Here is a 236-nt window from a genome sequence, read left to right on the forward strand (position 1 = left end):
TTGGAAGCCCAGCCGCGAACGGGCGAAGAAACCGGGGATGTTGCTCAGGGTCACGCCGTTGCGCGACTCCACCAGGTTGCGGGTCATGTCCGCCTGCAGGGTCCATTGCGGGCTGAACTGCCAGCGCCCGTCGAGTTCGATGCCGCGCACCTTGATCCGGCCCTGGCCGTTGCTCCAGACATCGTTGGCGTCGAGGGTGATCAGGTCGTCGATCTTGCGGTGGAAGGCGCTGACGC

The 236-nt window shown here is 65.7% G+C and carries 1 protein-coding gene; it reads right to left on the bottom strand.

The features are described 5' to 3' along the window. The coding region (locus SB725_RS33935; protein ID WP_410923790.1) for a TonB-dependent receptor domain-containing protein at positions 1-236 on the bottom strand (236 nt) is incomplete at both ends.

This window comes from Pseudomonas sp. SIMBA_041 (assembly GCF_046535095.1).
Taxonomy (GTDB): Bacteria; Pseudomonadota; Gammaproteobacteria; order Pseudomonadales; family Pseudomonadaceae; genus Aquipseudomonas; species Aquipseudomonas mucoides.